Origin of the sequence: Kribbella sp. NBC_00482, assembly GCF_036013725.1 — a bacterium.
Lineage (GTDB): Bacteria > Actinomycetota > Actinomycetes > Propionibacteriales > Kribbellaceae > Kribbella.
In genome coordinates, this window is the sequence record NZ_CP107881.1 from 7,844,164 (window position 1) to 7,857,920 (window position 13,757).

At 69.2% G+C, this 13,757-nt stretch carries 12 protein-coding genes; 1 reads left to right on the plus strand and 11 read right to left on the minus strand.

Annotated features, from left to right (window positions below; all coding sequences use genetic code 11):
• Nucleotides 1-4: 4 nt before the first annotated feature.
• The 8 genes from mltG to OHB24_RS37890 form a co-directional block, all read right to left on the minus strand.
• Nucleotides 5-1,213: an endolytic transglycosylase MltG gene (gene mltG / locus OHB24_RS37855; protein WP_327635754.1), complete on the minus strand. Its 1,209-nt coding sequence runs from the start codon at nt 1,211-1,213 to the stop codon at nt 5-7.
• Nucleotides 1,210-1,668: a Holliday junction resolvase RuvX gene (gene ruvX / locus OHB24_RS37860; protein ID WP_327635755.1), complete on the minus strand. Its 459-nt coding sequence runs from the start codon at nt 1,666-1,668 to the stop codon at nt 1,210-1,212. Before ruvX ends, mltG begins: the two co-directional genes overlap by 4 nt.
• Nucleotides 1,669-1,679: 11 nt before the next feature.
• Nucleotides 1,680-4,349, minus strand: a complete 2,670-nt coding sequence (gene alaS / locus OHB24_RS37865; RefSeq protein ID WP_327635756.1) for an alanine--tRNA ligase — start codon at nt 4,347-4,349, stop codon at nt 1,680-1,682.
• Nucleotides 4,350-4,354: 5 nt separating this feature from the next.
• Nucleotides 4,355-4,606, minus strand: a complete 252-nt coding sequence (locus tag OHB24_RS37870; RefSeq protein ID WP_130388437.1) for a DUF6167 family protein — start codon at nt 4,604-4,606, stop codon at nt 4,355-4,357.
• Nucleotides 4,603-5,013 carry a DUF948 domain-containing protein gene (locus OHB24_RS37875; protein ID WP_130388436.1) on the minus strand — a complete coding sequence of 137 codons (411 nt, stop codon included), beginning with the start codon at nt 5,011-5,013 and terminating at the stop codon, nt 4,603-4,605. The genes OHB24_RS37870 and OHB24_RS37875 overlap by 4 nt, the downstream gene beginning before the upstream one ends.
• Before the next feature lie 154 nt (nt 5,014-5,167).
• Nucleotides 5,168-5,821 (minus strand): excalibur calcium-binding domain-containing protein, encoded by a 654-nt coding sequence (locus OHB24_RS37880; protein ID WP_327635757.1) that lies wholly within the window; start codon nt 5,819-5,821, stop codon nt 5,168-5,170.
• Between the two features lie 106 nt (nt 5,822-5,927).
• On the minus strand, nt 5,928-6,140 hold the full coding sequence (locus OHB24_RS37885) for a hypothetical protein (protein WP_327635758.1): 213 nt from the start codon (nt 6,138-6,140) through the stop codon (nt 5,928-5,930).
• Between the two features lie 92 nt (nt 6,141-6,232).
• Entirely contained in the window at nt 6,233-7,687 is a 1,455-nt protein-coding gene (locus OHB24_RS37890) for a replication-associated recombination protein A (RefSeq protein WP_327635759.1), read from the minus strand.
• Between the two features lie 125 nt (nt 7,688-7,812).
• Here OHB24_RS37890 and OHB24_RS37895 point away from each other — a divergent pair, with 125 nt between their 5' ends.
• Nucleotides 7,813-9,069: an IS30 family transposase gene (locus OHB24_RS37895; RefSeq protein ID WP_327635760.1), complete on the plus strand. Its 1,257-nt coding sequence runs from the start codon at nt 7,813-7,815 to the stop codon at nt 9,067-9,069.
• Nucleotides 9,070-9,110: 41 nt separating this feature from the next.
• Here the strand turns inward: OHB24_RS37895 and OHB24_RS37900 are convergent, their stop codons facing one another.
• Genes OHB24_RS37900 through OHB24_RS37910 form a run of 3 tightly spaced genes read right to left on the minus strand, consistent with a single transcriptional unit; the run spans nt 9,111 to nt 13,685 of the window.
• Complete coding sequence (locus OHB24_RS37900) at nt 9,111-10,046, minus strand: hypothetical protein (RefSeq protein WP_327635761.1); 936 nt, start codon at nt 10,044-10,046, stop codon at nt 9,111-9,113.
• Nucleotides 10,043-10,984: a VC0807 family protein gene (locus OHB24_RS37905; protein ID WP_327635762.1), complete on the minus strand. Its 942-nt coding sequence runs from the start codon at nt 10,982-10,984 to the stop codon at nt 10,043-10,045. Before OHB24_RS37905 ends, OHB24_RS37900 begins: the two co-directional genes overlap by 4 nt.
• Nucleotides 10,985-10,997: 13 nt before the next feature.
• The gene (locus OHB24_RS37910) at nt 10,998-13,685 is read right to left on the minus strand and encodes a preprotein translocase subunit SecA (RefSeq protein ID WP_327635763.1); all 2,688 of its coding nucleotides are present in this window, start codon (nt 13,683-13,685) and stop codon (nt 10,998-11,000) included.
• Nucleotides 13,686-13,757 lie beyond the last annotated feature (72 nt).

Genomic DNA, 13,757 nt, shown 5'->3' on the forward strand with positions numbered 1-13,757 from the left:
GACGTCAGCACCTGCCCTTGTGGGCCTGGCACCAGGCCTGCAGCTTCTTCACGTTCGCCTGGTGCTCGTCGGCCGAGCTCGCGAACGCGGTCTCGCCGGTGTCCAGGTTGACCAGCGTGAAGTACAGCCAGGAGCCCTGCGCCGGGTTGATCGCCGCCCGCAGTTCGTCACGCGTCGGCGAGTTGATCGGGGTCGGCGGCAGGCCCTTGTACTTGTAGGTGTTGTACGGCGACGGGTTCTCGCGCTGCTCGGTCGTGGTGAAGACACCGCCGTCCTTGCCGACCACGTAGTGGATCGTCGAGTCCATCTGCAGCTTCATGCCGCGTTCCATCCGGTTGTAGATGACCCGCGCGACCTTGGCGTAGTCCTCCGACCGGTTCGTCTCCGCACCGATGATGCTGGCCACGATGACCGCCTGGTAAGGGTCCAGCTTCTTGTTCGTCGCTGTCTTCACCAGGTCCAGCGACGCCGCGGTCTTCGCGTACTGAGCGGTCATCAGCTTGAGCATCGTGTACGCGTTCGCGTTCTTCGGCACGTCGTACGTCCCCGGGAACAGGAAGCCCTCGGCGTTGTTGTGCGCGTACGACGGGAGACCGAGCGAAGCCGGCTTGCCGAGTGCCGTGGCGGCGGCGCCGGCCGGCAGCTTCATCTTCGAACTCTGCAGGATCACCGCGACCTCGGCCTTGGTCTTGCCGGCCGGAACGCTGACCCGGGCCACCCGGACCGACTCGGCGGTGTTCAGCATCAGGTCGAGAGCGGCCTTGGCCGACATGTGCTTGCGCAGCGTGTAGGTGGCCGCCTGGATCTGCAGCGACCGCGGATCGTCGCGGGCCACGCGCTCGAAGGCGCGGGCGCTCTTCACGACTTCCTTCTTCTCCAGCGTGTCCGCGATCGATGCGGTCGCCTGGCCCTTGGTGATCTCGACGACCACGGTGCCGGTGCCGGCGCCCTCGTAGTCAGGAGCGGAGAAGAGTCCCTCGAGCGCGTCTTTGCCCTTGCCGAAGCCGACCACGGCGCCGGCCACCAGGGCGCCGACGACGAGCAGCGAGATCAGGCCGGCGAAACAGCCGAAAGCGCGGCGTCCGCGCGCGCGACGGCGGTTGGCGCGGCGCTCCACCCGGGTCTCCGGGCGCAGCCCGAGGCCGGAGCCCAGGTCGTCGTCGCGCTGGTCCTCACCCTCGTTGAGCTGTTCTTCCACCGATGGTCCGTTCACAGGGGCCTCCCGGGTGGGTTGCCGGTCTCGCGCTCGAGGTCGAGCGCATGTTGCAGAATCACGACTGCCGCGGCCTGGTCGACCACTGCACGCCGTTTGGAGCCTTTCTTTCCCCGTTCCCGCAGCATCCGTTCGGCGGTGACCGTGGTGAACCGCTCGTCCACCAGCCGCACCGTCGTGCCCGAGTTCACCACCAGTACCTTGTCCCGCACCTGCTCCGCCGTCTCCCGGATCTTCACCGCGGCCGGTCCCTCGCCCCCGGACAGGGAGCGCGGCAGCCCGATCACGACTTCGAACGCCTCCAGTTCGGCGGCGAGTGCCGCGATCCTATCCAGATCGCCGGGCCCACGCCGGACGGTTTCCACAGGCGTAGCCAGGATTCCGTGCGGATCGCTGCTCGCGACGCCGATCCGGGCGTCGCCGATATCGAGCGCGATCCGCACGCCCGTCCTCATCGCCGGCTCATCTAGCCGGTGACCTGGTGGCCGATCGTGTGCTCGACGGCGCTCAACGCGTCGTCGGCACCGGCCGCGTCCGTGCCGCCACCCTGCGCGACATCGTCCTTGCCGCCACCGCGGCCGCCGAGCTTCTCGGCCGCGATCCGGACCAGGTCGCCGGCCTTCAGCCGCCACTCACGCGCCAGGTCGTTCAGTGCGATCACCACGCCGGGCTTGCCGTCGTTCACGCTCAGCACGGCGACCACGGCCGGCTTGTCGCTCGGCATCCGGCCGCGGACGTCCAGCGCCAGCTTGCGCAGGTCGCCGCCGTTCACGCCGTCGGGTGCGCGGTGGCCGACGTACTGGACGCCGAAGACGTCCTTCGGGTCCTTCGCCAGTTCGGCGGCGGCCTCCAGCACCTGCGCGGCGCGCATCCGCTCGAGCTCCTTCTCCGCCACCCGCAGCCGCTCGGCCAGGTCGGCGACCTTGGCGGGCAGCTCCTCCGGGCGGGCCTTCAGGTTCTCGCTGAGCAGCCGGACCAGCGACCGCTCGCGGCCGAGGTAGTGCAGCGCCTCCATGCCGACGAACGCCTCGATCCGCCGGACACCGGCGCCGACCGACGACTCACCGGTGACGGTGACCGCGCCGACCTGCGACGAGTGCTTCACGTGCGTGCCACCACAGAGCTCACGCGACCACGGACCGCCGATCTCGACCACGCGGACCTGCTCGTCGTACGTCTCACCGAACAGCGCCAGCGCGCCCCAGTCCCGGGCCTCCGGCAACGTCATGTACTGCGCCGACACCGGAAGGTCCTGCCGTACGGCGAGGTTCGCGACCTCCTCGATCTCGGACCGGGTCGCCGCGTCCAGCGACGACGACCACGCGAAGTCGAGCCGCAGGTAACCGGGCTTGTTGTACGAACCGCTCTGCAACGCGTTCGGGCCGAGCACCTGGCGCAGCGCGGCGTGCACGACGTGCGTGCCGGAGTGCGCCTGGCAGGCCGAGACCCGCCACTCGTGGTCGACCGCGGCGTGCACGTCCTCGCCGGGACGCAGTACGCCCTCGACGACCTCGACCTTGTGCACGATCAGGCCCTTGACCGGGCGCTGCACGTCGAGCACCTTCAGCTTCAGGCCGTCGCCGACGATCAGGCCCTCGTCCGCGATCTGACCGCCGGACTCGGCGTAGAACGGGGTCTTCTCGAGCACGACCTCGACGGTCTCGCCCTGCTCGGCGAACGGCGCGACCGCGCCCTCACGCAGCAGGCCCCGGACCTGGGAGTCGCTGGAGAGCTCCTGGTACCCGGTGAACTCGGTGACGCCCTTCTCCCGCAGCTCCCGGTACCCCGAGGTGTCCGCGTGACCGGCCTTCTTGGCGCGCGCGTCGGCCTTGGCCCGCTCGCGCTGCTCCTTCATCAAGGAGCGGAAGCCCTCGGTGTCGACGTTCAGGCCCTGCTCGGCGGCCATCTCGACGGTCAGGTCGATCGGGAAGCCGTAGGTGTCGTGCAGCTGGAACGCCTTCGCGCCCTCGAGCTGGTGCGCACCGGTCGCCTTGGTGTCGCGCACCGCCACGTCGAAGATCGTCGTACCGGCCGTGAGAGTACGGCGGAACGCCTCCTCCTCGGCGTACGCGACCTGGCTGATCCGGCCGAAGTCGGTGACCAGCTCCGGGTACGACTTCTTCATCTGCTCGAGGCTCACCGGGAGCAGCTCGACCAGGCTCGGGTCCTCGTAGCCGAGCAGACGCATCGAGCGGATCGCCCGGCGCAGCAGGCGACGCAGTACGTACCCGCCCTGCTCGTTGCCCGGCGTGACGCCGTCGCCGATCAGCATCAGCGCGCTGCGCACGTGGTCGGCGACGACCCGGAACCGGATGTCGTCCTCGTGCTCCGCGCCGTACTTGCGGCCGGTCAGCTCGGTCGCCTTCTCGATCACCGGGTAGATCTCGTCGATCTCGTACATGTTGTCGACGCCCTGCAGCAGGTACGCGACGCGCTCGAGGCCGAGACCGGTGTCGATGTTCTTCTTCGGCAGCTCGCCGAGGATCGGGTAGCCGTCCTTGCCGCCGCCCTCACCGCGGATGTTCTGCATGAAGACCAGGTTCCAGAACTCCAGGTAGCGGTCGCCCGCCTCCCAGTCCCGGTCCGCGCCGAACTCCGGGCCGCGGTCGATCAGGATCTCCGAGCACGGGCCGCACGGACCCGGGATGCCCATCGACCAGAAGTTGTCCTTCATGCCGAGCCGGACGATCCGGTCGTCGGGCAGCCCGGCGACCCGCTTCCAGATGTCGATCGCCTCGTCGTCCTCGTAGTACACCGAGGCGTAGAGGACGGACTCGTCGAAGCCGTACCCGCCCTCGTTCTGCGGCTTGGTGACCAGCTCCCAGGCGAACTTGACGGCCTCTTCCTTGAAGTAGTCGCCGAACGAGAAGTTGCCGTTCATCTGGAAGAACGTGCCGTGCCGGGTGGTCTTGCCGACCTCCTCGATGTCGAGGGTCCGCACACACTTCTGCACGCTGGTCGCCCGCGCGTACGGCGGGGTCTGCTGGCCGACGAAGTACGGCACGAACTGGGCCATGCCGGCGACGTTGAACAGCAGGTTCGGGTCCGGCGACGGCAGCGGCGCGCTCGGCACCACGGTGTGGCCCCGGTCCTCGAAGTACTGCAGGAACCGCCGCCTGATCTCACTGGTTTCCATGGGTGTTACCGGTAGTCCTCACGCTGTGTCGAATCAGTCTGGGATGCGTTCTCGATGCCCAGCGCGTCGCGCAGCTCGGTCTCCCGCTCGGCCATGCCCTCGCGGACCTGGTCGCCGAAGTGCCGGACCGCGGCGGCCAGCTTGGCCGCGGACTCCTGCATACCCTCCGGAGCGAGGATCTGGGCCCGCTTCTTCAGCCGGGTGACGGCGTACACGCCGACGGCGATCCCGACGATCAGCCAGAAGATCCGCTTCACCGCTTCCGCGCCTTCCGCTCGGCCTTCATCTCTTCCTTGACGCGCCGCGACACGTCCTTGCGCTGCTGCTCACCTAGCGCCCGGCGGACGCCGTAGGTGAACGCGGCAGCCTTCACCAGCGGACCGCCGGCGGTAGCCGAGAACAGCGACATCAGCGCGGCCGCGTTCGTGGTCACAGTGGTCGCGTTGTCGGTGATCGTGTCCACCTTCGCCAGCTGGGCGTTCGTGGTCGCCACCGTGGTGGTCACCTCGCCGAGCAGCGGGACACTGGAGTCGGAGACGCCCTTCACCATGATCCGGGTCTCGTCGAACACCTTGCCGAGCTTCAGGATCGGATAGGCCAGCAGGCCCACCAGGATGAGCAGCGCGCAGGCGGCTATCAGCCCCGCGACTTCACCGACGCTCATGGAAACGATCCACCTTCCGTAGCGACCTCATGCGACCTGCCGCGAACTCTGTGCGACTTTGTGGACCGCCCGACCTTATCGCGCGCCCCTGTAGCACTCCGCTCCAGGACACCATCCCTCACATCACAGTCCCTCACCAAACCGCGTGCGAGGGTCAGGAGTTGCCGCGTTCGCAGGCGATTCCGTCGCCGTTGTTGTCGAGTTCCGGGGTGTAGCCGGGGTCGCCGCGGTAGAGCGGCGCCTTCCCGGCGGCCCGGACCTCGGCGCAGTCCCGGTAGACGACCGCGGGGGTAGTGCTGGGCGTGCTGCTGGGCGAGCTGCTGGGGGTGGCTGACGGTACGGCGGTGGTCGCGGTCGGCGTCGGGGTCGGCGTACTGGGTGACGGGGTGGTCGGGGTCGGAGTAGTCGGTGCCGGCGTGGTGGTCGTCGGTGTGGTCGGAGTCGTTGTCGTCGGCGGGGTGCTTGAGGGGGAGGTGGGTGAGGTGGTGCTTGTCGAGGGGGTGCCGGGTGGGGTTCCCGTCGTGGGATCCGCGGTCGTCGGGTCGTTCGTGCCCGGGCCGGTCAGCGGCGAGTTGGACGTCGACCCTGCGGTGGCCTGCGGTGCGAGTGGGTTCAGCGGCTTTCCGACCGGGAGCGACGGGCGCGTGCTCGATCGCGTCGTACCTTCCGACCGATCGATCGTCGGACCGGACGAACTGGCGGACTGCGGTGCCTGGCCGGTCTCGGAGTGCTGGGACTTGAACGGGTACAGGAACACCGCTCCGGCCAGCACAGCGACTGTTGCCACGCCCGCGCCGAGCTTGAGCACCGGCGGACGTTTACGAAGATGCCGTGGACCGTTCTGGGGATGGGGCTGCCTCAAAACCAATACCTTCCGCCCCCAGGCCGAGAGGCAGTTTACCGACTCGAACGCTTCAATCGAAGCTCACGGTGAGTGCCTGTACGGCTCCGTCCGGCGCCCAGCGCAGCTCCATCGAGCCGGTCCCACCACCTGACCAGCGAAAACGCGCCCGTTCGTCGCCGTCCTCGAGCAGCGTCATGGTCTCGGCCGGCGGATTCTCCCGGTACGCCGCCGCAATCGCCGTCCGACCTTCGAACGGACCGACCGGAACCTGTACGAAACTCATGCACGCATCCTCAGCAAACCGCCCCGCAAACGCCTCCCAGTCCCCCGTCGTCACCGCCAGGTTGAAAGCGTCGACGTGCTCCGCAGTACGACTCACTTGCGGTCGCGGAGGATTTTGCGGATGGCGGCGACGCGGTCGGCGTACGCCGCTTCGCCGCCGCGGCGGGTGGGCTTGTAGTAGTCGGTGCCGTCGATCACGTCCGGGGCGTACTGCTGCGGGAGAACGCCGCGCGGGTCGTTGTGGGAGTACTGGTACGACGAGCCGTGGCCGATCTTCTTCGCGCCGGCGTAGTGCGCGTCCCGCAAGTGCGGCGGGACCGGGCCGACCTTGCCCGCCTTCACGTCCGCGATCGCCGCGTCGACGGCCATGATCACCGCGTTGGACTTCGGCGCCAGCGCGAGCGCAACGACCGCCTGGGCGAGGTTGATCCGCGCTTCCGGCATCCCGATCAGCTGCACCGCCTCGGCCGCCGCGATCGCGACACCGAGCGCGGTCGGGTCGCCCATGCCGATGTCCTCGCTGGCCGAGATCACCAGCCGGCGCGCGATGAACCGCGGGTCCTCCCCCGCCTCGACCATCCGGGCCAGATAGTGCATCGCCGCATCCACGTCCGACCCACGGATCGACTTGATCATCGCGGAGGTGACGTCGTAGTGCTGATCCCCGGCCCGGTCGTACCGCACCGCAGCCCGATCAACCGCCGTCTCCAACGTCACCAGATCAATCACCGCCCGCTCCGCCGCCTCGCCCGGGTCGACGGAGTCGGCCGGCTCTGCAGCCTCGGCCGGATCGGTGGCTTGTTTGTACTTGAGGGCTTGGTCGTGTTTGGCGCGGGCTCCCCCGGCGGCGGCTTCCAGGTAGGTGAGTGCTCGGCGAGCGTCTCCGCCGGCCATCCGGAGGAGGTGATCCCGCGCGTCCGCGGCCAGCTCGAACTCGCCGTTCAACCCGCGCTCGTCAGCCAGAGCGCGGTCCAGCAGAAGCGCGATGTCGTCGTCGGTCAGCGACTCCAACGTGAGCAACAGACTGCGGGACAGCAGAGGTGAGATGACTGAGAAGAACGGATTCTCGGTGGTCGCGGCGACCAGAGTCACCCAGCGGTTCTCGACGCCCGGCAGGAGCGCGTCCTGCTGGGCCTTCGTGAAGCGGTGGACCTCGTCGATGAACAGTACGGTCTCGACCGCACCAGTCCCGCGAGACAGGTCCCGGCGCGCGCCGTCGATCACCTGCCGTACGTCCTTCACCCCGGCAGTGACCGCCGAAAGCTCCACGAACTTCCGGTTCGTCTGGTGCGAGACGACCGCCGCGATCGTCGTCTTGCCCGTCCCCGGAGGACCCCAGAGCAGCAGCGACATCGGCTGGTCGCCCTCCACCAGCCGACGCAACGGCGAACCGGGCGCCAGCAGATGCTGCTGGCCGACCAGCTCGTCGAGACTGCGCGGCCGCATCCGCACCGCCAGCGGAGCCGCGGTGTGATCCGCGTCCGCCAAACTCCCACCACCACGGGCCGGCGCCGGCGCACCCGGAAGATCGAACAACCCATCACTCACCCCAGCAGCCTATCCACCCCCACCGACAACCCCGACTTTGAGAACCCACCAACCATTTCAGCGCTCGCAAAACGGGGCGGATTCAGTTGGTCGTTGCAACACCTGGCTTTCTGGAGGTGTTGTGAATGGCCGTGCGTGGTCGTCCTGGGTTGCCGCGGCAGGTGCAGCGTGAGTTTTGGTTGTTGGTGCGTGGCGGCGCGGAGTATGCGGATGCCGCGGTTGCGGTTGGCGTGGCGAAGTCGGTGGCGTGGCGGTGGGTCCGTGAGGGTGGCGGGATGCCGATGGTGGAGCTGTCTGAGCCTGTGGGCCGGTATCTGTCGTTCGCCGAGCGCGAGAACATCATGGTGTGGTGGGCGCAAGACGTCGGTGTTCGTGAGATCGCGCGGCGGCTGGGTCGGGCGGCGTCGACGATCAGCCGCGAGCTGGACCGTAACGGCGCGACCCGGCGGGTGCGTCGCGATCGTGGCGGCAACGTCAGGCCGCGGTACCGTGCCTCGTTGGCCCAGGCGAACGCCGACCGGCGGGCGCGCCGCCCGAAGCCGGCCAGGCTCGCACCCGGGGCCGGGGCGGTCGGTTCGCGGCGCCGGTTGCGGTGGCGGGTGATGGCCGGGCTGCGGCTGCGGTGGAGCCCGCAGCAGATCGCGGTCCGGCTGCGGTCGGATTTCCCCGATGATCCGGAGATGTGGGTGTCACACGAGACGATCTACCAGGCCCTGTACGTGCAGGGCCGTGGCGCGCTGCGCCGGGAACTGGCCACCGCGCTGCGCACCGGCCGCGCGATCCGCAAACCCCAGCGCCGCGCCGACCAGCGTCGCAGCTCTGGTCGGCGCGGGCGCACGGACATGGTGATGATCTCCGAGCGTCCCGCCGAGGCCGACGACCGCGCCGTGCCCGGCCACTGGGAGGGCGACCTGATCATGGGCAAGGGCAACCGGTCAGCGATCGGCACCCTGGTCGAACGCGCCACCCGCTACGTGATGCTGCTCCACCTGAGCGGAACCGACGCCGCCGCGGTCCGCGACGCCATGCTCGACGCGATCCCCACCCTGCCCCAGCACCTGTGGCGGTCGCTGACCTGGGACCAGGGCAAGGAGATGGCCCGGCACCGCGAGATCAGCACCGCCGCCGACCTCCCGATCTACTTCTGCGACCCCCACAGCCCCTGGCAACGCGGCAGCAACGAAAACACCAACGGCCTGCTGCGCCAATACTTCCCCAAAGGCACCGACCTGTCCGTCCACACCCGCGACCACCTCGAGGCCGTCGCCGTCCAGCTCAACGGACGACCCCGCAAAACCCTCGAGTGGCGAACCCCCGCCGAAACCCTCAACCAGCTACTCTCCGACCCCTACCCAACCACCGGTGTTGCGACCACCGGCTGAATCCGCCCGGTTGGTGGGTTCTCAAAGACGGTGTGAGTGGGTCAGCGACCGTGGTCGGGGCGCCGGGTGGTGGCGTTGCGGATGGCGCGGGTGTCGCGGCGGGTGGCGGGGGTGGGGGTGTCGAGGGAGTCGGCGATGCCTTTGCGGACCGAGCGGAGTTGGGCCTGGGCGGGGTCCAGCCGGGTCGCGACCGCGTGATCGTGCTCTCGGTAGGCGTCGCGAGTCTCCTTGAAGAACACCGCGGTCGCGGGAGTCTTCATCAGCAGGTCGGCCCACAACGGCGCACCGGTGAGCTCCACACCCGCGCAGAACGCGAAGTACATCGAGGTGATCTTCGCCTGCTGGGCCCTCAACGGGCCCCGGCTGATCGGTGCCTCCTGACGGCGGCCGAGATGGAGCCGGTCGTCCATCAGTTGCTGACCTTGCCGGACCAGGTCGTCGGCCGCAGCCCGCAGCGGTTCGCTCACCCGGATGTGCGCACCCTCCGCGATCACGTCCCGCAGAACGCTCGCCCGCGCCAGCCGGGTCAGCGACTGCGCGAGCCATTCGTCGTCCCGGTCGGGCAGGTCCAAGCGCCCGCCGTACGCGCTCTCGAAGTTCTTCTTGAGGTCCGCGATGGTCGTGGTCGGCATCGTCCGGCCGTCCATCGCGGCCCGGTTCACGGCCTGGGCGGAGGCCTCCTCGAGGCTCAGCCCCCAGTGGTTCTCCGGGTCGAGCGCCAGATCGGACGCCGCCACCAGGATCTGCTCGGCGTCCGTTCCCTCCGGATCCAGGCGTACGTCGTCCAACTCGAGCTTGCGCCACCAGTGCGCCAGCCGGTCCGCCGTACGCCGTTCCTTGTCAGGCGCACTCGACGGGAACGACTGCTCGTACCGGTCGAGTGCGAGCAGCGCCTCGGCGGCGAACAGATCCACGACCTGCTGCGCCGCGACGAGTTCGTCCCGGCTCGGCTCCTGCAGTTCGGACCGCGGGCTCATTGCCTGCTGTCCAGTTCGGCCTGGACGCGGTCGACGGCTTCCGCGCGGCGCCGGAGCCGGTCGAACCGCTCGGACTTCTCCGGGTCGGCCGGCTGGTAGTCGGCGTCCTCCGCGGCCTCGGCCGGTACGTACCACCAGCGGTCGGCGTACCAGGTCGGACCGACCTCCATCCCGGCGAGCATCGACGTCGCCTCTCCGGAGTCCAGCAACTCACGCATGCGCGCTTGTGACAGCTTGTCGTCCGTCATCTCACCGACTGTAGGCCGCCGAGGGGCGAACACGAGGTGCCAAGTCCCGCTCCGCCGGAGCAGCACGATTGTCGGGACCTGCAGTACGACGATCGTCAGGACGGTGAGGACCGGGTCCGTGGCCGGTACGACGGAGATCGGCAACGTGTACGCCAGGACGATCCGGATGATCCCGTCGATGATCGTCGCGATCCCCCAGAACACCGTGATCCACTTCCACGCGTCCCGGAACCGCGCGTTCGTCTCCCACAGTTGCTCCATCACGCGCGCCCGCCGCGGCATCATCGCGAGCGTGACGATGTAGGTCAGCGGTTGCGGGTGCCGCAGCGACCACAACGTGATGCCGGCGAACGGAAGGCTGATCCACGCGTTCCGGACGAGCAGCAGGCGCGCATCTCCACCCAGCACGGCGACCACCGAACTCGCCACCATGCTCACCACGACAGCCATCCCGACCAGGTCGGTACGGCGGGTGCGCACGAGCGACACCGCCGAGCTGATCAGGCCCGGGACCACGCCGACGAGCAGCGCGGTGAGGTCACTCGCACCGAGCGCCCGCAAGCCGTAGAAGAGTCCGAGCGGGAGTGCGATGTCGACGACGAGGAGCCGGAGACCTTTGTGCGTGCTGGGCATGACGAGAGCGTCCCCCACCGAGCCGCCGGCCGGCATCGAGCCGACGGCTGTCCGCACCTAGACCAAAGTCTCAGTCCTTCTTCTTCTCGACCTCGATGTCATCATCAGCCCCGTCGTCGGAGTCAGCGTCGTCCGAGTCAGCGTCGTCGTCGACGTCGCGGAGCTCCTCGGGGAGCTCGTCCTCGTCGAACTCCTCCGCGAGGATCTCCTCGGACTCGGAGACCGACTCGGGCTTGATCGCGTTCCGGAGGCGGCCGAGGATCCGGTCCGCCTCGGTGCCGAACGGGTTGTCGTTGACCAGGTACGTCCAGGTCGCGGTCGGCCGCGGGATCCCGCTGCTCTCCTCGTCCAGCCCCTCGGAGGTGATCTCCGCGTCCGCGAACGTCTCGGCCGCGTCCTTCCAGGAGTCCTCGATGAGCGTGTCGAACGACGCGATCGCCGACTTGTTGAACTCGTCGATCGGCTTCAGGTGCACGATGCCGCCGGCCAGCGAGCGCAGGTGGATGCCCTCCCGCAGGTCCGCCAAGTACGCCAGGTGATCGGTCCAGCGCCGGTCCAGGTGCCGCAGCGCGATCCGCCGCACCGCGGCCTTCACCACGTCCTCGCCGACCTCGTCGACCAGTTCGTCGTACCGCTCCTTGGCGCGCTCGGAGAGCTCGTCCGCGGCCAGGTCCTCGGTCAGCACCTTCTCGCGGGTCTCGAGCAGGATCGCCCGCTGCTGTCCCGTCAGCCGGTTGTACTGCCACGTCGTACGGTGCAGCTCCGCATTCGCGCCGTCCGCGACCCGCTGGGCGTGCTCGAGCATGCCGACCGACTTGCGGTCCGTGAGCCGGCCGGTGTCGTCCGGGTGCGGGCGGAGGCCGGACGAAACGGAGTACCGCGTGACGAGCTCGTCGGCGAGGCTGGCGAAGAACAGCGACCCGCCCGGGTCACCCTGCCGTCCCGCACGACCGCGCAGCTGGTCGTCCAGCCGCCGTGACGCGTGCAGACCGGTGCCGACGACGTAGAGGCCGCCGAGTTCGAGGGCCTTGTCCTTGTCGTGGGTCTCGTCCTTGCCGCCCAGCCGGATGTCCGTGCCGCGGCCGGCCATCTGCGTCGACACGGTCACCGTCCCCGGCACACCGGCCTCCGCGATGATCGCCGCCTCCTCGGCGTCGTTCTTCGCGTTCAGTACGACGTGCTCGATCTCGGCCGCCTCGAGCTTGTCGCTGAGCTGCTCGGACTCCTCGACGCTGTGCGTCCCGATCAGGATCGGCCGTCCGCTCTCGTGCACCTCGCCGATGTGCTTGACCAGCGCGTCGTTCTTCTGGTCGACGGTCAGGTACAACCGGTCCTGGTCGTCCTTGCGGACGTTCGGCTTGTTCGGCGGTACGACGGCGACGTCGACCTCGTAGAACTCCTGGAGCGACTCCCCCACGACGACCGCCGTACCGGTCATGCCGCACAGCGACTTGTACCTCTTGATCAGTGCCTGCACGGTGATGCTGTCGAGCACCTCGCCGGAATCGCTGACCGGCACGGCTTCCTTCGCCTCGACCGCGGCCTGCAGACCGTCCGGCCAGCGCTGCAGCTTGGCGATCCGGCCGCGGTTGTTGTTGATCAGGCTGACCTTGCCGTCCCGGACCAGGTAGTCGACGTCCCTGCGCAGCAGCACCTCGGCGTGCAGCGCGACGTTGATCTGGGTCAAGCGGTCCAGGTTCTCGTCGTCGTACAGGTTGAACTCCGGACGCTCAGGCTCGGCCGCGGCCTCGTCGTCCGCAGCCACGTCGTCCGCGTCAGCGTCCGAATCGGCGTCGCTCCCGACGCTGTCGTCGGCGCCCGTCTCGGAGTCGACCTCGCCGCCGTCACCTGCGTCGTCGTCAACTGCGTCGTCGTCAACTGGCTCGCCGGCCTTGTCTGCTGCTGCCTCCTCGGCCGCTTCGGCCGCGCGTTCGCCGAATGCCTTCTCGACCTTGTCGGTGCCGCGATCCGTCAGCGCGACCGTCCGGCCGTCGCCGTCGATCTCGTAGTCGACCCCCGCGCGCAGCGTCCGGACCAGCTGGACGACGTCGTCGTCGAGCGCCTCGTTCCGGGTCGCACCGGCCAGCACCATCGGGACCCGGGCCTCGTCGATCAGCACCGAGTCGGCCTCGTCCACGAGCGCGACGTCCGCCTCGACAGTCACCCGGTCCGCAACGTCGGTGACCAGGCGGTCCCGCAGTACGTCGAACCCGATCTCGCTGACCGGGACGTAGCACACCTCCGCCTGGTACGCCTCGCGGCGCTCCTCCGGCGTCGAGGCCTGGCCGACGTGCGACACGGTGACGCCGAGCAGCTCGTACACCGGGCCCATCCACTCGGCGTCGCGCTTGGCCAGGTAGTCGTTGACCGCCAGCACGTGCACCTTGCGGCCGCCCACGGCGTACCCGGCGGCGGCGATCGCGCCGGCCAGCGTCTTGCCCTCACCGGTCGCCATCTCGACGACCCGGCCCTGCAGCATCGCCAGCGCGCCGACGACCTGGCCGTCGAACGCGCGCTCGCCGATCGCGCGGTTCCCCGCGTCCCGGGCCAGCGCGAGGAACTCGATCTGCTCGTCCTCGTGCAGCCCGCCGGTGGTGCGCAGTTCCGCGACCGCCTCGGTGAGCTCTTCGTCGGTCAGGGAGACGACCGATTCCTCCGCCTCGCCGACCAGCTGGGTGAGCCGTTCGTACGGGCCGAGATCGATCGAGCCGGGGCGCTGCAGCAGCCGGCGGAAGCGAGAAGCGATTTTCAGGGCCATGATGACGGCAACGTACAGCCTCGACCGGTCGTTCCGCGCGCCGACCCGGACGCCCGCGCAGGCATAACCCTG